27 protein-coding genes and 1 pseudogene are annotated in these 26,651 nt (G+C 71.9%); 15 read left to right on the forward strand and 13 right to left on the reverse strand.

Going from position 1 to position 26,651, the window contains the following annotated elements:
* Window positions 1-57: 57 nt before the first annotated feature.
* Window positions 58-954, reverse strand: a complete 897-nt coding sequence (locus tag ACFY3C_RS38150) for a ketose-bisphosphate aldolase (protein WP_390774094.1) — start codon at window positions 952-954, stop codon at window positions 58-60.
* Between the two features lie 26 nt (window positions 955-980).
* Complete coding sequence (locus tag ACFY3C_RS38155) at window positions 981-1,862, reverse strand: SIS domain-containing protein (protein WP_390774095.1); 882 nt, start codon at window positions 1,860-1,862, stop codon at window positions 981-983.
* A 123-nt stretch (window positions 1,863-1,985) separates the two neighbouring features.
* On the opposite strand from ACFY3C_RS38155, the gene ACFY3C_RS38160 reads away from it, so the two are divergent.
* Complete coding sequence (locus tag ACFY3C_RS38160) at window positions 1,986-2,765, forward strand: DeoR/GlpR family DNA-binding transcription regulator (RefSeq protein ID WP_386575150.1); 780 nt, start codon at window positions 1,986-1,988, stop codon at window positions 2,763-2,765.
* 1 nt (window position 2,766) lies between these two features.
* On the opposite strand, the gene ACFY3C_RS38165 is transcribed toward ACFY3C_RS38160, so the two are convergent.
* Together ACFY3C_RS38165 and ACFY3C_RS38170 are read right to left on the reverse strand one after the other, a co-directional pair.
* Window positions 2,767-3,162: a luciferase family protein gene (locus ACFY3C_RS38165; protein WP_390774096.1), complete on the reverse strand. Its 396-nt coding sequence runs from the start codon at window positions 3,160-3,162 to the stop codon at window positions 2,767-2,769.
* A gap of 256 nt (window positions 3,163-3,418) precedes the next feature.
* Window positions 3,419-4,135: a DUF899 domain-containing protein gene (locus ACFY3C_RS38170; RefSeq protein WP_390774097.1), complete on the reverse strand. Its 717-nt coding sequence runs from the start codon at window positions 4,133-4,135 to the stop codon at window positions 3,419-3,421.
* Between the two features lie 279 nt (window positions 4,136-4,414).
* Between ACFY3C_RS38170 and helR the strand changes: the two genes are divergently transcribed.
* From helR to ACFY3C_RS38185, 3 genes are all read left to right on the forward strand, one after another.
* Complete coding sequence (gene helR / locus ACFY3C_RS38175) at window positions 4,415-6,568, forward strand: RNA polymerase recycling motor ATPase HelR (protein WP_390774098.1); 2,154 nt, start codon at window positions 4,415-4,417, stop codon at window positions 6,566-6,568.
* A 485-nt stretch (window positions 6,569-7,053) separates the two neighbouring features.
* On the forward strand, window positions 7,054-7,632 hold the full coding sequence (locus ACFY3C_RS38180; RefSeq protein WP_390774099.1) for a hypothetical protein: 579 nt from the start codon (window positions 7,054-7,056) through the stop codon (window positions 7,630-7,632).
* Window positions 7,633-7,641: 9 nt separating this feature from the next.
* Window positions 7,642-7,884 carry a hypothetical protein gene (locus ACFY3C_RS38185; RefSeq protein ID WP_208643372.1) on the forward strand — a complete coding sequence of 81 codons (243 nt, stop codon included), beginning with the start codon at window positions 7,642-7,644 and terminating at the stop codon, window positions 7,882-7,884.
* Between the two features lie 11 nt (window positions 7,885-7,895).
* On the opposite strand, the gene ACFY3C_RS38190 is transcribed toward ACFY3C_RS38185, so the two are convergent.
* On the reverse strand, window positions 7,896-8,945 hold the full coding sequence (locus tag ACFY3C_RS38190) for a LacI family DNA-binding transcriptional regulator (protein ID WP_390774100.1): 1,050 nt from the start codon (window positions 8,943-8,945) through the stop codon (window positions 7,896-7,898).
* 40 nt (window positions 8,946-8,985) lie between these two features.
* On the opposite strand from ACFY3C_RS38190, the pseudogene ACFY3C_RS38195 reads away from it, so the two are divergent.
* Window positions 8,986-9,105 (forward strand): annotated as a pseudogene (locus ACFY3C_RS38195) (sugar ABC transporter substrate-binding protein); the annotation flags it as partial.
* Between the two features lie 47 nt (window positions 9,106-9,152).
* On the forward strand, window positions 9,153-9,893 hold the full coding sequence (locus ACFY3C_RS38200) for a maleylpyruvate isomerase family mycothiol-dependent enzyme (RefSeq protein ID WP_390774101.1): 741 nt from the start codon (window positions 9,153-9,155) through the stop codon (window positions 9,891-9,893).
* Window positions 9,894-9,900: 7 nt separating this feature from the next.
* Here ACFY3C_RS38200 and ACFY3C_RS38205 read toward each other — a convergent pair whose 3' ends face one another.
* The gene (locus ACFY3C_RS38205) at window positions 9,901-10,299 is read right to left on the reverse strand and encodes a MarR family winged helix-turn-helix transcriptional regulator (RefSeq protein ID WP_386575139.1); all 399 of its coding nucleotides are present in this window, start codon (window positions 10,297-10,299) and stop codon (window positions 9,901-9,903) included.
* An 85-nt stretch (window positions 10,300-10,384) separates the two neighbouring features.
* Between ACFY3C_RS38205 and ACFY3C_RS38210 the strand changes: the two genes are divergently transcribed.
* Together ACFY3C_RS38210 and ACFY3C_RS38215 are read left to right on the forward strand one after the other, a co-directional pair.
* Complete coding sequence (locus ACFY3C_RS38210) at window positions 10,385-11,875, forward strand: MFS transporter (protein ID WP_390774102.1); 1,491 nt, start codon at window positions 10,385-10,387, stop codon at window positions 11,873-11,875.
* Between the two features lie 71 nt (window positions 11,876-11,946).
* Window positions 11,947-12,231: a DUF6332 family protein gene (locus ACFY3C_RS38215; protein ID WP_386575137.1), complete on the forward strand. Its 285-nt coding sequence runs from the start codon at window positions 11,947-11,949 to the stop codon at window positions 12,229-12,231.
* On the opposite strand, the gene ACFY3C_RS38220 is transcribed toward ACFY3C_RS38215, so the two are convergent.
* The 3 genes from ACFY3C_RS38220 to ACFY3C_RS38230 form a co-directional block, all read right to left on the reverse strand.
* Window positions 12,192-12,857, reverse strand: coding sequence for a response regulator (locus ACFY3C_RS38220; RefSeq protein WP_386575136.1), 666 nt, complete (start codon window positions 12,855-12,857; stop codon window positions 12,192-12,194). The genes ACFY3C_RS38215 and ACFY3C_RS38220 overlap by 40 nt on opposite strands.
* A complete protein-coding gene (locus ACFY3C_RS38225; protein ID WP_390774103.1) occupies window positions 12,854-14,074 on the reverse strand; it encodes a sensor histidine kinase in 1,221 nt (406 codons plus the stop codon). Before ACFY3C_RS38225 ends, ACFY3C_RS38220 begins: the two co-directional genes overlap by 4 nt.
* Before the next feature lie 91 nt (window positions 14,075-14,165).
* Entirely contained in the window at window positions 14,166-14,816 is a 651-nt protein-coding gene (locus ACFY3C_RS38230) for a TetR/AcrR family transcriptional regulator (protein WP_390774104.1), read from the reverse strand.
* Between the two features lie 178 nt (window positions 14,817-14,994).
* Between ACFY3C_RS38230 and ACFY3C_RS38235 the strand changes: the two genes are divergently transcribed.
* On the forward strand, window positions 14,995-16,047 hold the full coding sequence (locus ACFY3C_RS38235; RefSeq protein ID WP_390774105.1) for a medium chain dehydrogenase/reductase family protein: 1,053 nt from the start codon (window positions 14,995-14,997) through the stop codon (window positions 16,045-16,047).
* 33 nt (window positions 16,048-16,080) lie between these two features.
* On the opposite strand, the gene ACFY3C_RS38240 is transcribed toward ACFY3C_RS38235, so the two are convergent.
* Window positions 16,081-16,770, reverse strand: a complete 690-nt coding sequence (locus tag ACFY3C_RS38240) for a TetR/AcrR family transcriptional regulator (RefSeq protein WP_390774106.1) — start codon at window positions 16,768-16,770, stop codon at window positions 16,081-16,083.
* A 149-nt stretch (window positions 16,771-16,919) separates the two neighbouring features.
* On the opposite strand from ACFY3C_RS38240, the gene ACFY3C_RS38245 reads away from it, so the two are divergent.
* Window positions 16,920-17,375 carry a nitroreductase family deazaflavin-dependent oxidoreductase gene (locus ACFY3C_RS38245; RefSeq protein ID WP_386575130.1) on the forward strand — a complete coding sequence of 152 codons (456 nt, stop codon included), beginning with the start codon at window positions 16,920-16,922 and terminating at the stop codon, window positions 17,373-17,375.
* On the opposite strand, the gene ACFY3C_RS38250 is transcribed toward ACFY3C_RS38245, so the two are convergent.
* The gene (locus ACFY3C_RS38250; RefSeq protein WP_386575129.1) at window positions 17,365-18,606 is read right to left on the reverse strand and encodes a geranylgeranyl reductase family protein; all 1,242 of its coding nucleotides are present in this window, start codon (window positions 18,604-18,606) and stop codon (window positions 17,365-17,367) included. The two genes, ACFY3C_RS38245 and ACFY3C_RS38250, sit on opposite strands and share 11 nt — an antisense overlap.
* Window positions 18,607-18,737: 131 nt before the next feature.
* Here ACFY3C_RS38250 and ACFY3C_RS38255 point away from each other — a divergent pair, with 131 nt between their 5' ends.
* From ACFY3C_RS38255 to ACFY3C_RS38265, 3 genes are all read left to right on the forward strand, one after another.
* Window positions 18,738-20,093 (forward strand): dipeptidase, encoded by a 1,356-nt coding sequence (locus ACFY3C_RS38255; RefSeq protein WP_390774107.1) that lies wholly within the window; start codon window positions 18,738-18,740, stop codon window positions 20,091-20,093.
* Between the two features lie 62 nt (window positions 20,094-20,155).
* Complete coding sequence (locus tag ACFY3C_RS38260; RefSeq protein ID WP_390774108.1) at window positions 20,156-20,872, forward strand: MBL fold metallo-hydrolase; 717 nt, start codon at window positions 20,156-20,158, stop codon at window positions 20,870-20,872.
* Window positions 20,873-20,883: 11 nt separating this feature from the next.
* Window positions 20,884-21,939: a protein kinase family protein gene (locus ACFY3C_RS38265; RefSeq protein WP_390774109.1), complete on the forward strand. Its 1,056-nt coding sequence runs from the start codon at window positions 20,884-20,886 to the stop codon at window positions 21,937-21,939.
* 147 nt (window positions 21,940-22,086) lie between these two features.
* Here ACFY3C_RS38265 and ACFY3C_RS38270 read toward each other — a convergent pair whose 3' ends face one another.
* Together ACFY3C_RS38270 and ACFY3C_RS38275 are read right to left on the reverse strand one after the other, a co-directional pair.
* A complete protein-coding gene (locus ACFY3C_RS38270; protein WP_390774110.1) occupies window positions 22,087-23,142 on the reverse strand; it encodes an NUDIX domain-containing protein in 1,056 nt (351 codons plus the stop codon).
* Between the two features lie 144 nt (window positions 23,143-23,286).
* Complete coding sequence (locus tag ACFY3C_RS38275) at window positions 23,287-23,478, reverse strand: hypothetical protein (RefSeq protein ID WP_386575124.1); 192 nt, start codon at window positions 23,476-23,478, stop codon at window positions 23,287-23,289.
* A gap of 220 nt (window positions 23,479-23,698) precedes the next feature.
* On the opposite strand from ACFY3C_RS38275, the gene ACFY3C_RS38280 reads away from it, so the two are divergent.
* Both ACFY3C_RS38280 and ACFY3C_RS38285 read left to right on the forward strand, forming a co-directional pair.
* Window positions 23,699-24,052 carry a hypothetical protein gene (locus ACFY3C_RS38280; protein WP_389178005.1) on the forward strand — a complete coding sequence of 118 codons (354 nt, stop codon included), beginning with the start codon at window positions 23,699-23,701 and terminating at the stop codon, window positions 24,050-24,052.
* 209 nt (window positions 24,053-24,261) lie between these two features.
* On the forward strand, window positions 24,262-26,295 hold the full coding sequence (locus ACFY3C_RS38285) for an NPCBM/NEW2 domain-containing protein (RefSeq protein WP_390774111.1): 2,034 nt from the start codon (window positions 24,262-24,264) through the stop codon (window positions 26,293-26,295).
* Window positions 26,296-26,651: the final 356 nt, after the last annotated feature.

Consider the following 26,651-nt stretch of genomic DNA (forward strand, 5'->3'; position numbering starts at 1 on the left):
TCCTCCACACCTACAACCACCACCGCTGCCACACCGCACTCGGCGGCCAGCCACCGATCAGCCGCGTGAACAACGCTGCGGGTCAATACACCTAGCGCCGGGCTCTCGGCCGAGGACGCCGATGAGGCGGGCGACCTCCTGGGCCATCGCCTCCCTGCCCACGCTGAGGTACTTGCGTGAGTCGACGGCCTCCGGGTGGGCGGCGAGGAAGGCCCGGATGGCGCTGGTCATGGCCGCGTTGAGGGCGGTGCCGACGTTGACCTTGGCGATGCCTCCCCCGACGGCGGCGACCAGGCCGTCGTCCGGCACGCCGGAGGACCCGTGCAGGACCAGCGGGACGGTCAGCGCGGCGGACAGCCGTCTGAGGAGCCCGTGGTCGAGGGCGGCGGTGCGGGTGGTCATGGCGTGCACGCTGCCGACGGCCACAGCGAGGGCGTCGACCTCGGTGCCGGCGACGAAGTCGCGCGCCTGGTCGGGGTCGGTACGGGCGCCGGGTGCGTGGGCGTCCAGCGGTGGCCGGCCGTCCTTGCCACCCACCTGCCCCAACTCGGCCTCGATCCACAGCCCTTGGGCGTGCGCCCAGTCGGCGGCGGCCCGGGTCGCGGCGAGGTTCTCGGCGTAGGACAGGCGGGCGGCGTCGTACATCACCGAGCTGAACCCGGCGTCGGGTGCCTGGCGCAGCAGGTCGTCGCTCTGCACATGGTCGAGGTGCAACGCGACGGGTATGTCGGCGCGTTCGGCGGCGGCGACGGCGGCGCGGGCGAGCGGCAGGAGCCGTCCGTAGCGGAACTTGACGGCGTTCTCGCTGACTTGGAGGACCACGGGTGCGCCGGCGGACTCGGCGCCCGCGATGACGGCCTCGACGTGTTCCAGGGTGATGATGTTGAAGGCGGCGACGGCGGAGCGGGCTTCGGCGGCACGGCTGACCAGCTCGCCGGTGTTCGCGAGGGGCACGGCTTGACTCCCTTCCGGGGCGCGGGTCAGTCGGCGAGGATCACCGAGCGGGTGAGGTGGCGCGGCCGGTCGGGGTCGAGGCCGCGGTGGGCGGCGACAGCCACCGCGAGGCACTGGACGCGGACGAGTTCGGCGAGCGGGTCGAGCGTGCCCTCGACCCAGAGGGCTCCCGTGCCGCGCACCTGTTCGGCGAGTCCGGCGGGCGCTTCGGCGAGCATCCAGGTCGCGGTGCCCTCGGTGGTGACGCTGATCGGGCCGTGCCGGTACTCCATCGCCGGGTAGGCCTCGGTCCAGGACAGCGAGGCCTCCCGCATCTTCAGGCCGGCCTCGTTCGCGAGCCCGACGGTCCAGCCGCGGCCCAGGAAGGTGAACTGGGTGCAGTCCACGAGCCCTTCGGGCAAGGGAGAGGTGAGTGCTGCGCGGGCGTCGGCGACGACGGCGTCGGTGTGCAGGCCGAGGTGGGCGCGCAGGAGGGTGAGGGCGGTGGTGGCGAACCGGGTCTGGACGACGGAGCGTTCGTCGGCGAAGTCCAGGACGACCAGGTCGTCGGCGGCCGTCATCACGGGGGTGGCCGGGTCGGCGGTGAGGGCCGTCGTCCGTGTGCGACCCCTCAACTGCCCGAGAAGGTCCAGCACTTCGGTGGTGGTGCCGGAGCGGGTGAGGGCGACGACCCGGTCGTACGACCGCCCGCGCGGGAACTCGGAGGCGGCGAACGCGTCCGTCTCCCCCTGCCCCGCGCCCTCACGCAGGGCGGCCACCGCCTGCGCCATGAAGTACGACGTCCCGCACCCGACGATCGCGACCCGCTCCCCCGCGTCCGGCAGCGCTCCGGCGTGCCGCCCCGCCTCCTCGGCCGCCCGTATCCAGCACTCGGGCTGGCTGTTCAGCTCGTCCTCGACATGGCTCATGCCACACCCTCCCCTTGCTGATTGTTCCTGCAAGATATAGCGAGCTTTCGAGCACAATCAAGCATTCGAGCGCAGGCGGGGGTGCGCTAGGGTCGCCGGAGAGACGGAGAACGGAGGCTGCGGATGTCCCGGGACGCCCGCTGGAAGGCGCTGCTGGAACTGCTCGTCGAGCGCGGCCGGCTGGAGGTCGAGGAGGCCGCGGTCGAACTGGAGGTGTCGGCGGCGACCATCCGCCGGGACTTCGACCAGCTCGCCGAGCAGCAGATGCTGGTGCGCACCCGGGGCGGGGCGGTGGTGCACGGGGTGTCGTACGAACTGCCCCTGCGCTACAAGACGGCTCGTCGCGCCTCCGAGAAGCAGCGGATCGCCAAGGCGGTGGCGGATCTCGTGGCGCCGGGCGAGGCGGTCGGGCTCACCGGCGGCACGACCACCACGGAGGTGGCCCGCGCGCTGGCCGTGCGCGGCGACCTCGGCACCGGCTCGCCGGCGCTGACCATCGTCACGAACGCCCTCAACATCGCCAACGAGCTGGCGGTACGCCCGCAGTTCAAGATCGTGGTGACCGGCGGGGTCGCGCGCCCGCAGTCGTACGAACTCATCGGTCCGCTCGCGGACGGCGTGCTCGGCCAGATCACGCTCGACGTCGCCGTCCTCGGCGTGGTCGCGTTCGACGTCACCCACGGCGCGGCGGCACACGACGAGGCGGAGGCGGCGATCAACCGGCTGCTGTGCGAGCGCGCCGAGCGGGTGATCGTGGCCGCGGACTCCAGCAAGCTCGGCCAGCGGGCGTTCGCCCGTATCTGCGCGGCGGAGCTGGTGGACACGCTCGTCACCGACACGGCGGTGGGGCAGGACACCGTGCGCCGCTTCGAGGAGGCGGGCATCCGCGTCCTCGCAGTGTGAGTCAGAAGCCGCTGCGGTCGGCGCTCACGAATCCCGCGCCGCGCTGGTCGTTGCAGCCGACCACCGCCCGGTCGACCGGGTCGGGCCAGGCCTGCTGGGCCTGGAGCGCCATGCTCACGAGCGTCAGCAGCAGGTCGACGTCGCTGGCGGCGTCGAGCCTGAGGGTCACCCACTGCGAGCCCGGCACGATCCGGATGGCGCCCGTGTGTTTCAGGTCCCGGGCGAACCGCCGGATGGCCCGGGCGGTCAGCCGCAGGTCGACATCACGGTCGGAGTGGAAGTGGGCGATCTCGCCCTGGGCCGAACACACGGCCTGTCCCAGGCCGCAGCTCGGGACGGCCTGTCTCAGCTCCGGCCAGGTCGCCAGTTGCGCGAGCGCGCGCGAGGCCAACGTCATGGGCCCATCATGGCCTGCTCACCCGCCCGCAACCAGCTCGTGAGCAAGCATTAACCGACCTGTTCCCATGACCGTTTCGGACACCCCCCGACGTGCCCGCATCGCGAACAGGGCCTGCCCGACGCCTGGTTGACCCCGCCGGACCGAACGGCGAGCCGGAAATCGTCCCTGGTCAGAGGCGTTTCAGGGGCACACTGCGCCTATCGAATTCCGTATGACAAACAGCCTCACGTGTGACAAACCCGTGCACCTGTTCTCATTCTTCGGAGCCCCGGCGGGTGATGGCCAGCCACTCCGGCGCCTGCTCGGGGGCGCCGTAGTTGTCGTGCCAGTTCCACCATTCGTACGGCGGGGTCTGGGGGTAGCCCTCGGGCGAGTCCTCCCAGGTCTCCTGCCGTCCGAGCGCGGTCATGTCGAGATAGCTCCAGGTGCTCCCCAGCGCCTCGTCACCGCGGGAGTTGATGAAATAGGTGCGGAACACGGTGTCGCCGGCGTGGATGAACGCGTTCGTGCCGTGCCACTCGTCCACACCGAAGTCGGCGTCGAAGTCGTCGGTCAGCGAGTACCAGGGAATCGTCCAGCCCATGCGCGCCTTCACCCGCTCGATGTCCGGTTGTGGCGCGCGCGAGGCGAAGACAAGAGTGGTGTCGCGGGCGTTCAGATGAGCCAGGTTGCCCACGTGGTCGGCCACCATGGAGCAGCCGCGGCAGGCGTGGTCCGGCCAGCCGAACACGCCGGGCTCGAAGAAGGCGCGGTAGACGATCAGCTGGCGACGACCGGCGAACAGGTCGAGCAGACTCACCGTGCCGTCGGGTCCGTCGAACTCGTACTTCTTCTCCACGGCCACCCACGGCATCCGCCGGCGCTTGGCGGCCAGTGCGTCACGGGCACGGGTCAGCTGCTTCTCCTCCACCAGCAGCTGCTGGCGCGCAGCCTCCCACTCTTCCGGCGAGACGATCGGAGGTGTCTTCATGGTTCCAGGGTCGAACGCCACCGACGCGTTCGCATCTTCGGCAAGGTGAGGGCTTTTCGTCTCGCGGCCGGGCCTGTCATCCGCGGCGGGCGAGGAAGGCAAGAAGGAACACCCACTCCTTGCCACTCTCAACGTATAGCGCACTGGGGGGCTTGCGGCAAGGCCCCGGTCGTGGCGCAGAATCGCTGGCCGATGCCACTACCTGCGGAAACGGGAGATTCACCGAGTATGCACGCTTTTGCGGAGGCCGGAGCCGGCGCCGAGGTCGGAGCTGATGCCGTGAACCCCCTGACCACCAGCGCTTTCGACCTTCCCGACCGGCTCGCCCCCAAGGCCGACCCGACGCTGATCGCCGGCGACGAACAGCACTTCGCGGCCATCGCGGAGAGTCTTGAGCAGGTGATCGCCGAACTGTCCGACCAGCTCGACGACTTGCGCAAGGCGCCCGGCGGCACGGGCCGGCAGGCGCTGGACCGGGACCTGGAGATCCACCGGCTGACCGCGCGCCTGCGCACCCTGCGCCGCTTCGGTCTGGACCTGTGCCTCGGACACATCGTCAGCGCGGACGACCCCGCGCCCTTGTACATCGGACGACTTGGGCTCACCGACAGCGCGGGCCGCCGGCTGCTGCTCGACTGGCGCTCCCCCGCGGCCGAGCCGTTCTTCGCGGCGACCCACGCCGACCCGATGGGTCTGGCGAGCCGCCGCAGGTATCGCTGGACCGGCGGCCGGGTCAGCGACTACTGGGACGAGGTGTTCGCCGCCGACGGGCTCGAAGGACACGCCGCGCTCGACGACCAGTCCGCCTTCATCGCCAGTCTGGGAAGCACCCGGTCGGCCCGGATGCGGGACGTGCTCGCCACCATCCAGGCCGACCAGGACGCGATCATCCGGGCGGGCTCCCGCGGCGCCCTCGTCGTCGACGGCGGTCCGGGTACGGGGAAGACCGTGGTCGCGCTGCACCGCACCGCGCACCTCCTCTACTCCGACCCCCGCCTCGGTCACCGTCGGGGCGGGGTGCTGTTCGTCGGTCCGCACCAGCCGTACCTGAACTACGTCGCCGACGTCCTCCCCAGCCTCGGCGAAGAGGGCGTGCAGACCTGCACCCTGCGGGACCTGGTCACCGAGGGAGCCGGAGCGGCGGTCGAGACCGACCCGGACGTGGCGCGGCTGAAGTCGTCCGCGGACATGGTGAAGGCCGTCGAGACGGCCGTCAGGTTCTACGAGGAGCCGCCCACCGAGGGGATGACGGTCACGACCGACTGGGCCGACGTCCGGCTGAGCGCGGACGACTGGGCCGAGGCGTTCGAAGCAGGAGGAGCGGGTACCGCGCACAACGAGGCCCGTGACCTGATCTTCGACGAGCTGGTCTCGATCCTGCTGGACAGGCTCGGCCGCGAGGACGTCACGCCCGACCAGCTCCGCACGGTGCTGCGCCGCGACAAGGAACTGGTCACCGCCCTCCACCGGGCCTGGCCGCTGCTCGAAGCGGCCGACCTGGTCGGGGACTTGTGGTCGGTCCCCGCCTACCTGCGCATGTGCGCGCCCTGGCTCGGCCCCGACGACGTACGCAAGCTGCAGCGGGGGGACGCACCCCAGGCCTGGACGGTGTCCGACCTGCCGCTCCTGGACGCCGCACGGCAGCGGCTCGGGGACCCGGAGGCGGCGCGGCGGGGGCGTCGGCAGGAAGCCGCTCTCGCCGCCCAGCGCGAGCGGATGGCCCAGGTCGTCGACAACCTGATCGCGGCCGATGACGACGGCGAAGGCCTCATGACCCAGCTGCGCCGGGAGGACTTCCAGCGCAATCTGGTCGACGAGTCCGAGCTGCCCACCCTCGACCCGGACCTGCTCGCGGGACCGTTCGCGCACATCGTCGTGGACGAGGCCCAGGAACTGACCGACGCGGAGTGGCAGATGCTGCTGCTGCGCTGCCCGTCCCGGAGCCTCACCATCGTCGGGGACCGCGCGCAGGCCAGGCACGGGTTCACTCAGTCGTGGCGGGAACGGCTCGAACGCATCGGACTCGACCGGATCGACGTGGCCTCCCTGAGCATCAACTACCGCACGCCGGAAGAGGTCATGACGGAAGCCGAGCCGGTCATCCGGGCCGCGCTCCCGGACGCCAACGTGCCGACCTCCGTGCGCAGCACCGGCGTTCCCGTCGCCCATGGATCCGTCGCGGACCTGGCCCCGGTCCTCGACACCTGGCTCGCCGGGCATGCCGAGGGGATCGCCTGCGTCATCGGCGATCCCACGTTCCGGGAGACGTCCCGCGTCCGGTCGCTCACCCCGGAGCTGTCGAAGGGGCTCGAATTCGACCTGGTCGTCCTCGTCGACCCGGAGAAGTTCGGCGAGGGCATCGAGGGAGCGGTCGACCGCTACGTGGCGATGACCCGGGCGACCCAGCGACTCGTCGTCCTCACCAGCTCCTGACGTCGGCCGCCGAGGCAGACATACCGGTGGCGACCTGAACGGCGTGCCCCGGTCGTGGAGCGTCCGGGGCAGCCCGAACAGCGGGAGGAGGCTGTTGTCGCCGAAACGGGTGAGGGCGGAGATCCGGTCGCCCTCCAGGGTGAGCACCAGCAGCCCGTAGGCGTGCGCGATCGGGCTGTGGGGGTCGCGGAGGTAGGACCCGAACGCGGGCTGGCCGTTCGCGCGCGTGGGTACGAGGCGAAGCGCTCGGCCGCCCCACCACGGGAGCCTCGGGTAGAACCCGGCGATCGCCGTGTGCCCCTGGTACTCAAGGGGCTCGGGCGGCATCGTCAGCCAGGCGTCCTCGGTCAGCAGTGCGACGAGACGGTCGATGTCGGAGTTCTCCAGCGCGTCCACGAACCGCCCGACGAGCCGGCGTTCCCGCGGCGAGCGGGGCAGCGGCGCCCGGTCGCGGTCGCGTGCGGGCCGCGGGTGTGCGCCCGCGGATGGCGCCGGTCGAGGAACAGAGCTGGGAGTCGTTCTCGGCACCGTGGAACGTCGACGTGAAGATCGCCTTCGAGGTCGGCCGTGCCGCCCTGGCCCGGCCGCTGCGTCCGCACTCGACCGTGGTGATCGTGTCCAGCGGCGCCGCGCTCGGCGGCTCGCCGCTGTCGGGTGGCTACGCGGGCGCCAAGCGGATGCAGATGTTCCTGGCCGACTACCTTCAGTACGCCGCAGACGCCCGCGACCTCGGGATCCGGTTCGTCGCCCTGGTCCCGCGCCAGCTGCTGGTCGGCACCGCGATCGCTGAGGCCGCGGCCGGCGCGTACGGCGCCCTGAACGGCCAGTCGGCCGAGGCCCACCTGAAGCAGCACTACCCCGTACCGCTGGACCCCGCCGGGGTCGCCCGCGCCATCGTGTCGATCGCCACGGACGAGGAACTCCGCCAGAAGACTCTGCTGGCCGTGACGGGCAAGGGGCTCAAGGCGATCCGATCCCTACTGACCTGCGTTTATACCGCGAACAAACAAAACCCGGTTGCCCAGCGAGAACACAGCGGGAACACACCGGCCGAGCGCGCTTAGGATCCGGACATGGCAGACATCCCGGATGAATTGATCAAGCTGGAACGTTCCGCCGAAGAGGAGCGGGCCAGACTGGCCGGCCTGACCGGCGACGAGTACGACGAGCAGTGGCGTCGCTGGCGCACGGCATCGGAGGCCGTACAGGCGGCGATCACCGCGCATGCCGAAGCGACCGAGGCGAGCCGGTACGAAGTGGAACAGGCGGTGAAGTGTGCGGTGCGGCATGCGCAGGAGGATCCGGCTGTCGAGTAGCCGGCGTGACGTCAGGGCTTCGCCTCTCCCGTGCTCCCCCTGACCACGAGCCGCGGCGCCAGCACCACCTCGCGCGGCTCCTTGCGCCCCTCGTCGAGCCGCTCCACCGCCGCCCGGACCGCGTGTCGGGCCTGGTCCTCCGCGCTCTGGCTGACCGTCGTGAGGTCGACGAGGCTCAGGCGGGAGAGCGCGTCGTCGTCGTAGCCGGCGACCGAGACCCGGCCGGGGACGGGCACACCCGCGCGGGACAGGGCGGCGAGGACGCCGATGGCGCACTGGTCGTTGTAGGCCACGACGGCGGTGGGGAGTTCGCCCTCGTCGAGCAGGTGCCGGGCCGCGCGCTCCCCGGACCGCTCGGTGCGGTCGCCGGACAGGATCCGGATGTGCTCGGCAAGTCCGTGCCGGCGCATGGCGTCCCGGTAGCCGCGGCGGCGGTCGGTGGCGATGACGCCCTTGCCGCCGTCCACGTGGGCGATGGAGCGGTGCCCGAGGGCGACCAGATGGTCGACGACCTGGCCGACTCCGTCGTCGTCCGCGGTGCGTACGACGTCGAGCTGTGCGCCGGGGATACGACGGCCCACGGCGACCACGGGCACCTTGTGGTGCAGGGCGGCGAGGGTGTCGGCGGGGGCGACCGGGCCGAGCAGGACGAGCGCCTCGCTGCGGAAGGCGAGCAGGGTCTCGACGGCGGTCTGCTCGTCGCGGGTGCGGGTCTGGGTACTCAGCACCAGGTCGTAGCCGAACTCCTCGGCCGCGGTGTGCAGATGCTCGACGAGTTCGGCGTGGAAGGGGCTGTGGACGTCGACCATGACGCCGAGCAGCCGGCTGCGTCTGCTGGCCAGCAGGCTGGCCGTGCGGTCGACCTGGTAGCCGAGGTCGGCGGCGGCCTTCAGGACCCGCTGCCGGGTGCGCTCGCTCGGACCGGGCACACCGCGCAGAACGAGGGACACCGAGGCGGTGGACAGGCCCACCCGCGCCGCCACGTCCTCCAGCCGGGGACGGGAACCTGCGTCGGCCACTGATCCTCCTGCCGGATTCTCCTGCTGCGACACCCTTGACATGTCGGCGAGACCGGTCCGACAGTACCAGCACTTAAAGCGTTTCAAAACGAGCTGCAACTACAGCGGCGGCGGTGAGGAGCCGGCGCTGACCGGTCCGGCCTTCGTCGACAAGTCCAACGTCGACACCGTCGCCCGGTTCGCCGCCGACGGAACCCACTGAGCGGAACACAGGCCTTCGAGCATGCTCCATCCGGCACACTCGCCCCTATGGAGACTGCCGAATTCCTTGAGACCCTGGACCGGGAGGGCCGGCTGCTGGCCGCCGCGGCCGAGCTTGCGGGTACGGACGCCAAGGTGCCGACCTGCCCGGAGTGGCAGGTCAAGGACCTGCTGGGGCACACGGGCGCGGTGCACCGCTGGGCCACGGCGCTCGTCGCCGACGCGCACACCGCGCCGCGCCCCCTCGCCGACGGCCCGGACCTGGACGGCGCCGAGCTGGTGGCCTGGTACCGGGACAGCCACCGCCGGCTGGTGGAGACCCTGGCCGCCGCGCCGGCCGACCTGGAGTGCTGGACCTTCCACCCGGCACCCTCCCCCTCGCCGCTGGCGTTCTGGACCCGGCGGCAGGCGCACGAGACGGCCCTCCACCGTTACGACGCCGAGGCCGCGCGGGGCGGTACGGCGTCGCCGATCGCCACGGAGTTCGCGGCCGACGGCATCGACGAGCTGCTGCGCGGCTTCCACGCCCGACCCCGGAGCCGGGTCCGCACGGAGCAGCCGCGCGTACTGCGGGTGCGAGCGGCGGACGCGGGTGCGGACGCGGTGTGGACAGTACGGCTGTCGGCGCAGCCGCCCGTGACCTCGCGGGACGGATCCGGCGAGGCGGAGACCGAACTGGCGGGCCCTGCCGACCAGTTGTACCTGGCTCTGTGGAACCGGATACCCGTACCGGACGTGACGGGTGATCCCGCGCTCGCGGCGCTGTGGCGGGAGAGGTCCGGGATCTGAGGCCCCGTCAGTCGGTGTCGGCCAGCATACGAGCCAGCACCGCGCGCTGCATCGGCCGTACCTCGCCGTGCAGCGCGCGCCCCTTGGCCGTGAGCACCACGCGCACCCCGCGCCGGTCCTCCGGACACATGGCCCGCTCGACGAGGCCGTCCTTCTCCAGGCGGCCGATCAGCCGGGACAGCGCGCTCTGGCTCAGATGGACCCGCTCCGAGATCTCCTGGACGCGGTAGGCGCAGCCGCCGTCCGCCGCCGCGGACTCGGCGAGCAGGTCGAGCACCTCGAAGTCGCTGGCGCACAGGCCGTGTCCGTGCAGGGTCCGGTCCAGCTCGCACTGGGTGCGGGCATGCAGCGCGAGGATGTCCCGCCACTGCTCCACGAGCGTCCGCTCTGCCCTGTTCGCCGCCATGGGCGCACCGTAGCAGAGAAACGAGATTGTTGCATCGGAATTAAATGCATTTGCATTCCATGCATGCGCATGTAGTGTCGTCGCCATGACCTCTCCGCTCACCACCCCTGCGGCCTCGTCCTCGACGGTTCGCTGGACTCCCCGGCTGTGGGGCACCCTGCTGGTGCTGTGCGCCGCGATGTTCCTGGACGCGCTCGACGTGTCGATGGTCGGCGTCGCGCTGCCGTCCATCGGCTCCGATCTCCATCTGTCCACGGCGACGCTGCAATGGATCGTCAGCGGCTACATCCTGGGATACGGCGGCCTGCTCCTCCTCGGCGGCCGCACCGCCGACCTGCTCGGCCGGCGCCAGGTGTTCCTGGTGGCCCTCGGCGTCTTCGCGCTCGCCTCGCTGCTCGGCGGGCTCGTGGACTCGGGCCCGCTGCTGATCGCCAGCCGCTTCATCAAGGGCCTGAGCGCCGCCTTCACGGCGCCGGCGGGCCTGTCGATCATCACCACGACGTTCCCTGAGGGCCCGCTGCGCAACCGCGCGCTCTCCATCTACACCACCTGCGCCGCCACCGGCTTCTCGATGGGCCTGGTCCTCTCCGGCCTGCTCACCGAGGCGAGCTGGCGCTTCACCATGCTGCTGCCCGCACCCATCGCACTGATCGCGCTCGTCGCCGGCCTCAAACTGCTGCCGCGCAGCGCACGCGAGAGGACCCACGCCGGCTACGACATCCCGGGCGCGGTCATCGGCACCGCGTCGATGCTGCTGCTGGTCTTCACGGTCGTCCAGGCGCCCGAGGCGGGCTGGGCCTCCGCCCGTACGCTGCTGTCCTTCCTGGCCGTCGCCGTCCTGCTGACCGCGTTCGTCGTGGTCGAGCGGCGCTCGCCGAGCCCGCTCGTCCGGCTCGGGGTGCTGCGCTCGGGCAGCCAGGTCCGCGCCCAGCTCGGCGCGGTGGCCTTCTTCGGTTCGTACGTCGGGTTCCAGTTCCTGACGACCCTGTACATGCAGTCCCTGCTCGGCTGGTCCGCGCTGCACACGGCGCTCGCCTTCCTGCCGGCGGGCGCGCTGGTGGCGGTGTCCTCGACGAAGGTCGGCGCGATCGTCGACCGGTTCGGCACCCCGCGGCTGATCGCGACCGGCTTCGCGCTGATGGTCGTCGGGTACGCGCTGTTCCTGCGCGTCGACCTGGACCCGGTGTACGCGGCCGTCATCCTGCCGTCGATGCTGCTGATCGGCGCGGCCTGCGCGCTGGTCTTCCCCTCGCTCAACATCCAGGCCACCAACGGGGTGGAGGACCATGAGCAGGGCATGGTCTCCGGGCTGCTCAACACCTCGGTGCAGGTGGGCGGGGCCATCTTCCTGGCCGTCGTGACGGCCGTGGTGACCGCGGCCGCACCGGCCGACGCCACCCCGCAGGCCGTCCTCGACAGCTACCGGCCGGGCTTCATGGTCGTCACGTGCGTCGCCGTGGCCGGCCTGCTGATCACGCTCACCGGGCTGCGCAGCCGTCGCGCCCAGCCGTCGATCGTGGTCGCCGGATCCACCGTGCAGGAGGCGGAAGCGGAGCGCGTGGCGGTCCGGGACTAGGGGATGCCTCCAAGCGTGCGCCCGGCGGGAGTTGGTTGTCCCGCCGGGCGCACGTCCGTGAGACTGGCCGGATGGACACATACGGGGGACGGCGTAACAAGGCCGAGCAGGACGCGGCCACGGTGGAGATCGGATACGCGCTGGTCAGTGCCGCCTTCGCCGCGGCCGTGGTGTTCGGGGCCGTCGCCGGGCCGGCGTTGCTCTTCCATCTTCCGCAGCTGCTCGGTGCCGCCTTGCTGCGGCTCGGCCTGGTGGTCGCTCCGGTGGTCTTCGTGGCCCGGGTGGTGAGTGTGCTGGTCCGTTTCCGGCGGGAGCGTCAGCCGAGCCAGCCGGGTCGTACCAGTCCCGACTCGTAGGCGAGGACGACGAGTTGGGCGCGGTCCCGGGCGCCCAGCTTGACCATCGTGCGGCTCACATGGGTCTTGGCCGTGAGCGGGCTGACCACCAGGCGGCGGGCGATCTCCTCGTTGGACAGGCCGATGCCGACCAGTGCCATCACCTCCCGCTCCCGCTCGGTGAGTTGGGCGAGCGTGTCCGCCGCCGCGGGCTCCTTGGAGCGGGCCGCGAACTCGGCGATGAGCCGGCGCGTGACACCCGGGGACAGCAGCGCGTCCCCCTCGACCACCGCCCTTACCGCGCGCACGAGTTCGTCCGGCTCGGTGTCCTTCACCAGGAACCCGGAGGCGCCCGAGCGGATCGCCTCGAAGACGTACTCGTCGAGTTCGAAGGTGGTGAGCATGACCACCTTCACGTCCTTCAGCTCCGCGTCCCCGGTGATGCGGCGGGTCGCGGCCAGGCCGTCCAGCCGGGGCATGCGGATGTCCATCAGGACGACGTCGGGCCGCAGTTCGCGCACCCGGCGCAGGGCCTCCTCGCCGTCGGCCGCCTCCCCGGCCACCTCGATGTCCGGCTGCGCGTCGAGCAGCGCCTTGAAACCGGCCCGCACGAGCGACTGGTCGTCGGCGAGCAGTACCCGGATCACTGGTCCTCCCTGGTGTGCAAGGGCAGTACGGCGAGCACCCGGAAGCCGCCGTCGGGGCGCGGGCCCGCCTCGATGGTGCCACCGAGCGCGGCCGCCCGCTCCCGCATGCCGGCCAGCCCGTTCCCGCTGCCGCCGGCGTCGGCTCCGGTCGCGGGCCCGTCGTCGTCGACGCACAGCCGGAGTTCGCCGCCGCCGTGCTCGAACCGCACGCGCGCGTGCCTCGATCCGGAGTGCCGTACGACGTTGGTCAGGGCCTCCTGCACGATGCGGAAGGCCGCGAGGTCGGTGCCGGGCGGCAGGTGCGGAGCCTCGCCCCGGACGTCGACCGTCAGTCCGGCGGCCGCCGCCTGTTCGACCAGCTCCGGCAGCCGGTCCAGGCCCGGCGCGGGGGTGCGCGGCGCGGCGCCCGGTGCGCGCAGCGTGTCGAGCACCTGGCGCACCTCACCGAGGGCCTCCTTGCTGGCCGCCTTGATGGTGGTGAGCGCGGCGCGCGCCTGTTCGGGGTCGCTGTCCAGCAGCGCGAGGCCCATGCCCGCCTGGACGTTGATGACGGAGATGCTGTGCGCGAGTACGTCGTGCAGCTCACGGGCGATCCGCAGCCGCTCCTCGTCGGCGCGCCGCTTGGCGGCCTGGGCGCGGTCCGCGCGCTCGCGCGCCCACTGCTCGCGGCGTACCCGGGCGAGTTCGGAGAGCGCGACGATGGCCAGCACCCAGGTGGCGACGACGATCTCCTGCCCCACGCTCGCCGCCGTGTCGCCCCTGGGCGGAAGCCACCGGTAGAGCCAGAGCGCGACCAGGGCGTGCCCGGCCCACAGCAGGCCGAGTGCGGCCCAGGCGGCCCGCCGGTGCCCGGCGACGACGGCACTGAAGCAACCGACCGCGACGGTCAGGAAGACCGGGCCGTAGGGATAGCCCGCACTCAGGTAGACCAGCGCCGCAGCCGCCGTACCGAAGACGACGGCCACCGGGTGGCGGTGCCGCCACAGCAGCAGGAGCGAGGCCACGAGCAGCAGCACGCGCGCGTATCCGTCGAGCGGCTCCCGGTGCGGCTGCGAGTGTGCGGCGAAGTTCGAGCCGGCGAGGACGAACACGGTGATCAGCGCCGTGGAGCGCCAGGGCAGGCGGGCGGTGTGCGACTCCGGTTCGTCGGGCCGGTTCCCCCACGGTGGCCCGTACCGCCACCAGTGCGAGGGGCCGCCTCCGCGCTGCTCTTCCATGCCCGCCACGCTAGACGCCGACGGGCCGCGCGGACGTCAGCCGGGCGAGGTGATCACGGATACTCCCCGGGGAGTACGACCGCCCGCGCGCTCAGCGCCCGCCGGTCAGCCCCTCCACCTCGGCGGTGAACAGCAGCTCGGGGTCGAAGCCCATGCCCGTGAAGTGGCCGGCGAGTTCGAGGGAGAGCATCCCGTGCAGACGGGTCCAGAAGGCCAGGGCACGGTGCAGGACGCGCGGCGGGGCGGTGTGGTCACCGGCCCACTGGCGGTGGTCGGCGAGGTGGGTCTCGAGCGCGTCGGGGGACGCGGTCCCGGGCCCCTCGGCCGCGCACGCGTCGAGCAGGGCCGCCATGATCTCCTGGGCGATCGCGGTGGTGTCCTCCGGCGCCTGATAGCCGGGGACCGGCGTGCCGTAGACGAGGAAGTAGCGCTGGGGGTCCTCCAGCGCCCAGCGGCGCAGCGCTCCGGCCAGGCCGGGCAGTCCCGAGCCCGCGTCGGCCGCGGCGCGGAAGGTGTCGGCCAGGCTGCGGTAGGCGTCCCGGACCAGCTCGGTGATCAGGTCGTCCCGGCCGCCGAAGTACCGGTAGAGCGCGGGGCCGCTCATACCCAGCTCCTTGGCGATGGCGTTGAGGGACAGCCCCGACGCCCCCGCCGTGGCGATCTGTTCCCAGGCCCGTGCCTTGATCTCCGCGCGCACCTGACTGCGGTACCGCTCCCGGGGACTTGCCGCGCCTGCCGCCATGGCCCTCAACTCCTCGTCTTCGGAGTTTCAACCTATCACTGTCGAGAGAGGGCGTAACGAAGGGCTTGACGAAGTTGTCGGCGAGAGCTTGACACCGAACGAATGGAGGGTCACTTTAGTTATAGCTTCTAACTCAAGCGAAGTGCTCTAGCACTCCTTCTCCGACCCGGAGGTCGTCATGGAAAGTGTCAGCACGGAGAGCAAGGAACTCGTCGAGGTCGTCCTGCCGGGCACGGTCGAGCCCGAGGAGTTGCAGCTCCGGCGCCGAGACATCCCGCTGCCGGGCGCCGGGCAGATCGTGGTGCGGGTGGAAGCCACCGGCGTGTCCTTCGCGGAGCAGCAGATGCGCCGGGGCCGGTACTACGACCAGCCGCCGTTCCCGTTCGTGCCCGGCTACGACCTGGTCGGCACGGTTCTCACGGCCGGCACCGGCGTCGCGCCGGGTCTCGTCGGCAAGCGGGTGGCGGCGCTGGTCAAGGTGGGCGGCTGGGCCAGCCACGTGGTGCTCGACGCGGGCGACGCGGTGGAGGTGCCCGCCGGGATCGGCGCCGCGGAGGCCGAGACGCTGGTGGTCAACGGGATCACCGCGTGGCAGATGCTGCACCGCAAGGCCCGGGTGCGCAGCGGCGGGACGATCCTGGTCCACGGCGCCAACGGCGGTGTCGGCACGGTCCTGGTCCAATTCGCGCGGGCGGCGGGCCTGAAGGTGATCGGCACGGCGTCCGCCCGCCACCACGAGGCCCTGCGCGAGCTGGGTGTCGTCCCCGTCGACTACCGCACCGAGAACGTCCCGGCCCGGGTCCGGGAACTCGCCCCCGGCGGGGTCGACGCCGTCTTCGACCACCTCGGCGGGCGCAGCGTCACCGACTCCTGGCGGCTGCTCGCCCCCGGCGGGACCCTCGTCGCCTACGGCAGCGCCACCACCCGGGACGACACGGGCTCCAAGCAGTGGCCCGTCCTGAAGATCCTCGGCCGGGTGTCGTGGTGGAACGCGCTGCCGAACGGCCGCCACGCGTACTTCTTCAACGTCTGGGCGGGTCGGGCCCTGAGCAAGGACCGCTTCCGGACCCGGCTGCGCGCCGACCTCACCCAGGTGTTCCACGCCCTGGAGCGCGGCGAGGTCACCGCGCGGATCGCCGCCCGGCTGCCGCTCACCGAGGTCGCGCAGGCGATGCGGCTGGCGGAGTCCGGCACGGTGGCCGGGAAGGTCGTCCTGATCCCGGGGGCGTAGGTGAGGCCGGGAGCCGGGCTCGGACTCCGGCCGTCAGGGGCGCAGTCCCACGCCGTGGGCGAGCCGGGCGGCCGCGTGCCGGAAGAAGGTCTCCCGGTCCTCGACCACCCGGTGGAACTGCCCGAACAGCTCGAACCCGACCAGCCCGAACAGCTCGGCCCAGGCCGCCACCAGCGCCACGGCCGCCTCGGGAGGCAGGTCGGGTGCCAGGTCCGCCGCCATGCGCTCGGCTTCGGGGCGCAGCTCGGCCGGCAGGGGCAGGTCGGCGAGGCCGGGACCCTGGTGGGCGTCACGGACGATGCCGATGAAGAGCAGGCCGACGCGGGAGGCGGCCGGGACGGTGGTCTCGGGGGCGGCGTAGCCGGGGACGGGCGATCCGTAGATCAGGGCGTACTCGTGCGGATGGGCGAGGGCCCAGGCGCGCGCCGCCTCACACACGGCCGTCCAGCGCCGCACATGCTCCGTGTCGGCAACCGCCCCGTGGGCCGCCTCCGCAGCCTCGCCGAGGGAGTCGTAGGCGTCGATGATCAGCGCGGTCAGCAGCTCGTCGCGGCTCGGGAAGTAGCGGTAGAGCGCCGAGGAGACCATGCCCAGCGCGCGGGCCACGGCCCGCAGCGAGAGCTTGGCCGCGCCCTCCGCCGCGAGCTGTCTGCGCGCCTCGTCCTTGATGGCGGCGGCGACTTCGATCCTGGCCCGCGCGCGGGCGCCCTGTGCGGTGCTCATGCCAGCAGTGTGCCACGACGGCAGAGCAGTGCACACAAACGAGAGCGCCGAACAAAAACGAGAGCACTGCTCTTGCGCTGACATGCCCGTCTCCCCCACACTGGAGTCAAGCGAGAGCACCGCTCTCCCAACAGTGGGGGTCAGTCACCATGTCGTCGTCTTCGCCGTACTACGTGAAGAGCAGCCCGATGGCCGTGCGCATGAACGGGATCGTCGCCTGGCTCGCCCGGCACGGACTCAGCATCGCGGGCTCCGCCGAGCTGTCCGTGCGCGGCCGCAAGAGCGGCGCGATGCAGCGCGTCCCGGTCAACCCCCACACCCACGAGGGCGAGCAGTACCTGGTATCGGCGCGCGGCCACTCCCAGTGGGTGCGCAACATGCGGGCCGCGAACGGCGGAGAGCTGCGGGTGGGCCGGAAGGTGCGCGCGTTCACCGTGGTGGAGCTTCCCGACGAGGAGAAGCTCCCGATCCTGCGCACCTACCTGGAGAAGTGGGGCTGGGAGGTCAAGGACTACTTCGCGGGCGTCACGGCCACGTCCTCCGACGCCGAGATCCTCGGGATCGCCCCCGACCACCCGGTCTTCCGGATCACCGTCACGAAGTGACGGGGTCCTCCGCCGCGGTCGCCGGCCCCCGGTCCAGCGCGGTCAGGGCGCGCTGGGCGAGCGGGTGCGCCCGGACCAGCTCACCCAGGGACGTCGAGCCCTGCGTGATCTCCTTGAACGCCCGCCAGGCGGGACGGAAGCCGGTGAGGGCCGCGTGGAAGATGCCGGGACGGCGCTCGAACGCGGCCAGCATGCGCTTGCCGACGCTCATCTCCACGCCGAGCCCCGCCTTGATCGCGAACGCGTAGTTCAGGGCCTGGCGGCGGGTGTCGACGGCGTCGTGCGCCTCGGCGATCCGGACCGCCCACTCCCCCGCCAGCCGGCCCGAGCGCAGCGCGAAGGAGATGCCCTCACGGGTCCACGGCTCCAGCAGGCCCGCCGCGTCACCGCAGACCAGCACCCGGCCGCGGGAGAGCGGCGAGTCGTCGGCACGGCAGCGCGTCAGATGCCCGGAGGAGATGCTCGGTTCGAAGCCGGCCAGCCCGAGCCGGGCGATGAAGTCCTCCAAGTACCGCTTGGTGGCGGCACCTTCGCCGCGCGCCGAGATCACACCGACCGTCAGGGTGTCGCCCTTCGGGAAGACCCAGCCGTAACTGCCCGGCATGGGGCCCCAGTCGATGAGCACCCGGCCCTTCCAGTCCTCGGCGACCGTCTCCGGGACCGGGATCTCCGCCTCCAGGCCGAGGTCGACCTGGTCCAGCTTCACCCCGACGTGCGCCCCTATGCGGCTGGCGCTGCCGTCGGCACCGACGACCGCGCGCGCCAGGACGGTCTCCCCGCCCTGGAGCACCACGGCGACCGTGCGCCGGTCCGGCACCGCGGAGCCGTGCTGCTCGACGCGCTGCACCGCGGCGCCCGTCCGCAGTTCGGCGCCCGCCTTCTGGGCGTGCTCGACCAGCTGCTGATCGAACTCGGGCCGGTTGATCAGCCCGAACAGCATCTGCTTGGAGCGGCGGGTGCGGGTGAAGCGTCCGTTGTTCGAGAACGTCACCGCGTGCACACGGTCCTGGAACGGCAGCTCGAAGCCGGGCGGCAGCGCGTCGCGCGAGGGGCCGATGATGCCGCCGCCGCACGTCTTGTAGCGCGGCAGCTCGGCTTTCTCCAGCAACAGCACGCGTCGCCCCGCGACCGCTGCCGCATAGGCGGCCGAGGCCCCCGCGGGTCCCGCGCCCACCACGACGACGTCCCACACCCGCTGCACGTCGTCCGCCGAAGAGTTCTCGCCGCTCACGATGGTCTACTGCTCCGATCAAGCCGCTGCCGCACCTGTCCTCCGCATCCTACGGCGACCGTCGTCGCAGGCCACTGTGGGAGGATCGGTCTATCCAGCCGTACAACGTCGCACCCACGAGGAGCGTGCCCATGTCGTCGAATCCGGTCGCCGAGACCGTCGCCTCGCTGCTGCCCAGAGCGAAGGCGGAGCTGACCGAACTGGTCGCCTTCAAGTCGGTGGCGGACTTCGCGCAGTTCCCGAAGAGCGAGAGCGAGGGTGCCGCGAACTGGATCGCCGACGCGCTGCGCGCCGAGGACTTCGTGGACGTGGCCGTCCTCGACACCCCCGACGGCACGCAGTCGGTGTACGGCTACCTGCCGGGCCCCGAAGGCGCCAAAACGGTTCTGCTCTACGCGCACTACGACGTGCAGCCGCCGCTGGACGAGGCCCGCTGGGACACCCCGCCGTTCGAGCTGACCGAGCGGGACGGCCGCTGGTACGGCCGCGGGACCGCCGACTGCAAGGGCGGTGCGATCATGCACCTGCTCGCGCTGCGCGCCCTGAAGGCGAACGGCGGCATCCCCGTGCACGTGAAGGTGATCGTCGAGGGCTCCGAGGAACAGGGCACGGGCGGTCTGGAGCGGTACGCCGAGCAGCACCCCGAGCTGCTGAAGGCGGACACGATCGTCATCGGCGACGCGGGCAACTTCCGCGTGGGCCTGCCGACGGTGACCACCACTCTGCGCGGTATGACGCTGGTCCGGGTCCAGATCGACACCCTCGCGGGCAACCTGCACTCGGGCCAGTTCGGCGGCGCCGCCCCGGACGCGCTGGCCTCGCTGATCCGCGTCCTGGACTCCCTGCGCGCCGAGGACGGCTCGACCACGATCGACGGCCTCGACGCCACGGCGCAGTGGGACGGTCTCGAGTACACCGAGGAGCAGTTCCGCAAGGACGCCAAAATACTGGACGGGGTCGGTCTGATCGGTGACGGCTCGGTGGCCGACCGCATCTGGGCCCGCCCGGCCGTCACCGTCCTCGGCATCGACTGCCCGCCGGTGGTGGGCGCCACCCCGTCGGTCCAGTCGAGCGCCCGCGCCCTGATCAGCCTGCGGGTGCCGCCGGGCGTCGACTCGGCCGAGGCCACCAAGCTGCTCCAGGCCCACCTCGAGGCCCACACGCCGTGGGGCGCACGGGTGAGCACCGAGCAGATCGGCCAGGGCCAGGCGTTCCGCGCCGACCCCTCCAGCCCGGCCTACCAGGCGATGGCCGACGCGATGGCGGTCGCCTACCCGGGCGAGACCATGCAGTACGCCGGCCAGGGCGGCTCCATCCCGCTGTGCAACACCCTCGCCGGCCTCTACCCGGAGGCGGAGATCCTGCTGATCGGCCTGAGCGAGCCGGAGGCACAGATCCACGCGGTCAACGAGAGTGTGTCCCCCGAGGAGCTGGAGCGGCTGTCGGTCGCCGAGGCGCTGTTCCTGCGGAACTACGCGGCGGGCTGAAGTCTTCTGCCGACGGCAGAGCGCCCTCGCCCGACGGCGGGGGCGCTGCCTAGCGTCGGCGCATGGACGTCATCGAACTGCTCCCCCGCCTCCACCTCCTGCGCTTCCCGGTCGGCCAGGCCTACCTCTGGCACGACGACACGGAGTCCACGCTGATCGACGCGGGCTGGATCGGCGCGGGCCGCACGATCGCCGACGCGCTCACCGCGCTGGGCCGCGCCCCCAGGGACGTACGACGGATCGTGCTGACCCATTTCCACGAGGACCACGCGGGCGGGGCGGGCGAGTTCGCCGCGCTCAGCGGCGCCGAGGTACTGGCCCACGACCTGGACGCACCGTTCGTCCGGGGTGAACTCCCCGGTCCGCCCCCGCGGTTCGAGGACTGGGAGCTGCCGATCCACGCGGAGGTGTCCCGGCACCTTCCCCAGGGCGAGCCGGTGCGCCCGCGGAGCGTCACTCCCGTGTCCGACGGTGACGTGCTCGACTTCGGCGGCGGTGCGCGGGTCGTCCATGTACCGGGGCACACGGACGGCAGCATCGCGCTGTTTCTTCCCGACGAGGGCGTGCTGTTCACCGGTGACACGGTGGCGGCCTCGCCGGTCGACGGAGCGGTGATGTCGGGCGTGTTCAACCTCGACCGTCCCCAACTCCTGGGCTCATTCCACCGGTTGGCGGCCCTCGACGCGGACGTGGCCTGCTTCGGGCACGGCGATCCGGTGGTGGGCAGGGCCTCGGCCGCACTTCGGAAAGCGGCGGACAGTCACCCGGCCACCGGCTGATCATGGGGGGCATGACCTCCCCCGAACGCCTCGCCGCCCACACCCGCATCGCCCGTTCCCTCGCCCCGCTGGGCGACCGGGAGCTGGCCGAGCTGGTCGCGGCGGGCGAGCCGCTCGGCACGGGCATCGGCGGCAGAGCCGTACGCCTCCTGGTCGACGGCCGGCCGGTGTTCGTCAAGCGGGTGCCGCTGACGGACCTGGAACGGCTGCCCGGGAACGAGCGGTCGACGGCGAACCTGTTCGGCCTGCCGTCGTACTGCCACTACGGCATCGGCAGCCCGGGAAGTCCGGGATACACCGCCTGGCGGGAGCTGGCCACGCACACGCTGACCACGGAGGGCGCGGCGGCCGGAGGATTCCCCGGCTTTCCGCTGCTGCACCACTGGCGGGTCCTGCCCGACGAGCCCCAGCCCCTCCCCGACGAACTCGCCGACGTGGAGCGGGCCGTGGCCTACTGGGGCGCGGGCGTGCGGGAACGCCTCGAAGCTCTGCGGACGGCCTCCGCGAGCCTGACCCTGTTCCTGGAGCACGTCCCGCACACCCTGCACGACTGGCTGGCCGCCGAACTGCGCACGGACCGCGCGGACGCGGCGTGCACCTGGGTGGCGGAGAGCCTGACGGAGCTGACAGATGCGCTGGAGTCCTACCGACTCCTGCACTTCGACGCCCACTTCCGCAACATCCTGACCGACGGCCGCAGGCTGTACCTCACCGACTTCGGCCTCTCACTCGGATCCGCCTTCCAACTGGACGCCGAGGAGCGGGAGTTTCTCGCCCGGCACCGGCACTACGACCGCGTCTACACCGCCTATCACCTGGTGATCTGGCTCGTCACCGCGCTGTACGGGTACGGCCGGGAGGAACGCGAGGAGTACATCCGGGCGCTGGCCGCCGGTGCCCGGCCCGAGGGCATTCCCCGGGCCGCCGCCGAGCTGCTGACCCGCTACGCGCCCGTCGCCGCCGCCATGGGCGACTTCAGCCGGCCGCTCGTGCGGGAGAGCCGGCTGACCCCGTACCCGGACGCCGAGCTGAGCCGCGCCTACAACATTTCGATGCTCTCGGCGTAGTGGCAGGCCACCGGGTTCACGCCGGGCGGATCGTGGAGAGCGGCTCGGTCCAGGACATCTGTGGGCGAGGACATCCGTAGAAGAGCCAGGGCGGGATTCCCCGCCGACATCACGGACGCGGCGGGGATCCGGGGGCGTCAGAGTGTGTCAGGCGGCCTGTCCGGCGACCGGCACGCCGGCCTCCAGATAGAGCGCGGCGCCGCGTTCGCGGGCCCGTAGCGCCCAGCGCAGCCGCTCGTAGCGGACCGGCGGCAGCATGTCGGCGGCCTCCTGTTCGGTCGCGAAGCGCCAAGCGCGCAGCTCAGGCCCCGGCAGCAGCACCCGGGCCGCCGCGGCGGTGTCCAGCCGGCCGCCGTCGAAGAGCAGGCGCAGCCCCCCGAAGCCGGGGGGAACGGGCCGCTCCCAGTCCACGACGAGCAGCCGGGGCACCTCCCGCAGCCTTATCCCGGTCTCCTCGGCGACCTCGCGCATACCGGCGCGGGCGGGGGCCTCGCCTCGCTCGACGACCCCGCCGGGGAACTCCCAGCCGGGCTTGTAGGTGGGGTCGACGAGCAGCACCCGGTCCTGCTCGTCGAAGAGGAGCACGCCGGCGGCGAGGGTCTCGGCGGTGGGTTCGGGGGTCTGCACGATGTCACAGGGCGGTACGGTGCCGCTGCCGACGGCGTCGGCGACGCGGACGGCGGTCTCGTACGGGGTGAGCGTGCTGGTGTCCACGAGGTGGGCGTCGGCGGTGAGCCAGGCGGTGAGGGCGGCGCGGTAGGGCTCGATGTGGTCGTACGCCCACTGCCGCTGGCGTATCTCGCCGTCGGGCAGGTCCGGCGGGATCTCCCGCCCGGCTATCCGCTCGCGCAGGATCGTTTCCGCCGGGGCGAGGAGCAGATGGCGTACGGGGATCCGGCGGGCGGCGAGGCCGCCGAAGATCTCGTCGCGGTACTCCTGGCGCAGCAGGGTCATCGGGACCACCAGGGTCCCGCCCAGCTCGGCGAGCATCGCGGCCGCCGTGTCGATCACGAGCCGGCGCCAGATCGGCAGGTCCTGGAAGTCGCCGACCTCGGAGAGGCGCTTGGGCGGCAGCAGGTGCGAGAGCGCTCCACCGATGACCTCGGGGTCGAAGAGCGCGCTGTTCGGGATCAGTTCGATCAGTTCCCGTGCGGTGGTGGTCTTCCCCGCACCGAACGCGCCGTTGATCCAGACGACGGTCACGGACTCCCCCTCTTCTGTTGGCCCCCTGTGGCTTGCCCGCTCCACCCTGCCACGGAAACCACATCCAGTTGAGGGCGCGCACACGCGCGTGCCGGTGCCCCTCGCGTCGGGGACACCGGCACGGGGTCCGGGCACCGGGCCGGGCTACTCCCGCCCCTGCGCGTGGTCGTCCACGGCGAAGCTGTCCTGGCTGACGATGTGGTCGACGTGGTCGAGGGTGCCGGAGACGTTGAGGTCACCGAGCGGTCCCTTGTCCGCAGAGTGCGAGGGGGTGACGGCGGCCACGACGAATCCGGTGGCGAGGGTGGCGATGGCGAGCATGCTGCGCTTCTTCATGCCCTGGATCAACTGCGGAACCGTCCGGGGGTCACGCGGATCACCGCGATTCCCGGCAAGGTCACGAAGACGGCGAACCCCATGGGTCAAGCGCCCGGGAGCGGCGGTCAGGAGCGGCGGTCCCTACGGAAACCCTGTGGCCGCAGTGATCACGGCGTCGGTATCGTCCTGGTCCCGGCCCGCCCGAAGCAGGCGGACCACGACCAGGAGAACGACAGCCATGACCAGTCCCCGCCCGACGACCACTCTCTGGCGCCCCACCGGTCCCGAGGAGCTGGACCTGGTCCGGGAGCTGGACTGGAGAGCCTGGCCGCCGCGACTGCCCGAGCAGCCGATCTTCTACCCGGTTCTCAACGAGGACTACGCGATCAGGATCGCCCGGGACTGGAACGTCAAGCACAGCGGCGCCGGGTTCGTCACTCGCTTCGAGGTCGACACGGAGTTCCTCGGCCGCTATCCCGTCCGGCAGGCCGGCGGCGAGACGATCCTGGAGTTGTGGGTGCCCGCCGAGGAGCTGGACGAGTTCAACGCCCACATCGCGGGCCGGATCGAGGTCGTGCACGAGTTCCGGTGAGGCCGCGGGAGGCCCGGCGATCCAACAGAACCGAACGCCCGGCCTCCCCACCCTCTCCCAAAACGCCCTGCTGTCAAGGGGATTGACGGAATATCGAACAACTTCGACGCGCCTCTTCCAACACAGTCCGACACGTCCTACCGTAAGCGCGCACTGGTGACACGTACATGCCGTCATCCCACCTTGCGCGAGTCGGAGGAACGTCAACGATGCGTCACCCTCACACCCGCACCACCCGGACCACCCGCCGAAGAGTGGCCGGAGCGCTCACCGCAGGGCTGCTGTGCACGGCGGGCCTGGCCGCCCCCGCCGTCGCGGCCCCCGCCCGGCACCCCGTCGCCGCACCCTCGCCGGCCGACGGCCTAGCCCTCACCCCGCCCATGGGCTTCAACAACTGGAACTCCACGCACTGCCGTGCCGACTTCAACGAGGCCATGGTCAAGGGGATCGCGGACCTCTTCGTGGCCAAGGGCCTGAAGGACGCCGGCTACCAGTACGTGAACCTCGACGACTGCTGGGCCCTGCCGAACCGGGACGCCGCGGGCAAGCTGGTGCCGGACCCGGCCCGTTTCCCGAACGGGATCAAGGTCGTCGCCGACTACGTCCACAGCAAGGGCCTCAAGCTCGGCATCTACACCAGTGCCGGCTTCAAGACCTGCAACAGCGCGGGCTTCCCGGGTGCGCTCGGCCACGAGTACAGCGACGCACAGCAGTTCGCCGACTGGGGCGTCGACTACCTCAAGTACGACAACTGCAACAACCTGGGTGTCGACGCCAAGCTGCGCTACCGGACCATGCGTGACGCCCTCCAGGCGACCGGCCGGCCCATCGTCTACAGCATCTGCGAATGGGGCGAGAACAAGCCCTGGGAGTGGGCGTCGGACGTCGGTCACCTGTGGCGGACCACCGGTGACATCAGCGACAGCTGGGGTTCGATGCTGTCGATCCTCAAGCAGAACCTGCCTCTCGCACCGTACGCCGGGCCCGGCCACTGGAACGACCCCGACATGCTGGAGGTCGGCAACGGCGGGATGACGGACACCGAGTACCGCTCGCATTTCTCCCTGTGGTCCGTCATGGCCGCGCCCCTGCTCATCGGCACGGACCTGCGCAAGGCCTCGCAATCGACCTTCGACATCCTGGACAACAAAGAGGTCATCGCCGTCGACCAGGACCCGCTGGGCAAGCAGGGCACGGTCGTCTCCTCCGGGGGCGGACGCTGGGTGATCGCCAAGGAGATGAAGGACGGCAGCCGCGCCGTCGCCCTGTTCAACGAGTCCGGCACCGCCCAGCGGATCGCCACCACCGCGGCAGCCGTCGGCCTGCCCGACGCTCCCGCCTACACCCTGCGCGACCTGTGGCAGCACCGCAGCTACAACACCGCGGGCACCCTCGCGGCCACCGTCCCGGCCCACGGCACGGTCCTGCTGCGGGTCGCGGCCGACCCGGACTGGGCCGTCAACCCGCCCGCAGCGGAACTCGGCCTGGACTCAAGCCCGTTCGTGGAGGCGGGCACCCCGGCCACGCTGACCACCGCCGTCACCGATCTCGGCCGGACATCCGCCCGCCGGGTGTCCGTTTCACTCACCGGCCCGGACGGCTGGACCGTACGTGCCACCTCGGCGACCACGGCCACCGCCCTCACCACGGGCAAGTCGCTGCGCACGGGCTGGCGGGTCACCGCCCCCGCGGGGACACCGACCGGTTCCTACGGCCTCACCCTCAAGGCGAGTTACCGCTCACCCACCGGAGAGAACGTCACCAGCGCCCTCCCGCTGACCGCGACCGTCGTGCTGCCGCCGCCCACCGGGACGTCGTACCTCAGCGATCTGCCCTGGTTGTCGGCGGCCGGCGGCTGGGGGCCGGTCGAGCGCGACACCAGCAACGGGGAGAGCGCCGCGGGCGACGGTCACCCCATCACCCTGGGCGGCGTCGCGTACGCCAAGGGGCTCGGCGTCCACGCGGACAGTGAGATCTCCTTCTACACCGGCAAGACCTGCGAGAAGGTCACCGCGGACGTCGGCGTGGACGACGAGAAGGGCACGAAGGGCACCGTCGCCTTCGAGATCTGGGCGGACGGCACCAAGGCCGCCTCGACCGGCGTACTGACCAACACACAACCCGCCCAGCCGCTCACCGCCGACGTCACCGGCGCCCAGGTCGTCCGCCTCGTCGTCACCGACGGCGGAGACGGCATCGACTCGGACCACGCGGACTGGGCGAACGCACGGCTGAGCTGCTGACCGCGGCTCGGAACGCGGGCGCCGGGCTCAGCCGCTGACCACGGCTCGGAACGCGGGCGCCGGGCTGCGCTGCTGACCGCCGCTCCGAACGCGCATGCCGTGCCCAGCCGCTGACGGTGGCTCCGAACACGGACGCCGGGCTCAGCCGCTGACCGTGGTTCCGCACGCCCACGCCAAGCTCAGCCGCCGAGCCGCCCTCAAACCCCTGCCGCGGTCGCGTCCGGCCTACGGGCCAACGCGGCCGCGGTGGCACCGATGAGACCCGCGGCCGTTCACGCGCCCGCGGCCCTCAGCCGCCGAGCCGCCCTCAAACCCCCGCCGCAATCGCATCCGGCCTACGGGCCAACACGGCCGCC

This window comes from Streptomyces sp. NPDC001410, assembly GCF_042895235.1.
Classification (GTDB): Bacteria; Actinomycetota; Actinomycetes; order Streptomycetales; family Streptomycetaceae; genus Streptomyces.